At 48.7% G+C, this 226-nt stretch carries 1 protein-coding gene; it reads right to left on the bottom strand.

The genetic code is table 11. The annotated features are described in order from the left end of the window. Positions 1–16 precede the first annotated feature (16 nt). The coding region (locus NLF92_RS13960) for a hypothetical protein (RefSeq protein WP_254102876.1) at positions 17–226 on the bottom strand (210 nt) is incomplete at its 5' end.

Below are 226 nucleotides of genomic sequence, written 5' to 3'. Positions count from 1 at the left end.
TACAGCCTGTTCCGGTTCAGTCATGATACGCGATGACGAGTTGTGCCGCAGCAGCAGTCCGGTGAACAAACCCATGCCGTTGTCTTAGCGCACTGGCAGTACTCCTCGTCCCTACCAAATTTAACGCAGTATCATTACCACCACTCCAAGTGTTTTGATTCACCTCTACTTGGACCAAAGCACTTTGGTTTGGTGTAATAATGACACTGCCGGTAGTAGCAAAGAT

Origin of the sequence: Opacimonas viscosa, from assembly GCF_024199005.1 — a bacterium.
Taxonomy (GTDB): Bacteria; Pseudomonadota; Gammaproteobacteria; order Enterobacterales; family Alteromonadaceae; genus Opacimonas; species Opacimonas viscosa.
The sequence above is the reverse complement of the archived record's forward strand: the minus strand, read 5'-3'. Positions and strand labels throughout refer to the sequence as shown.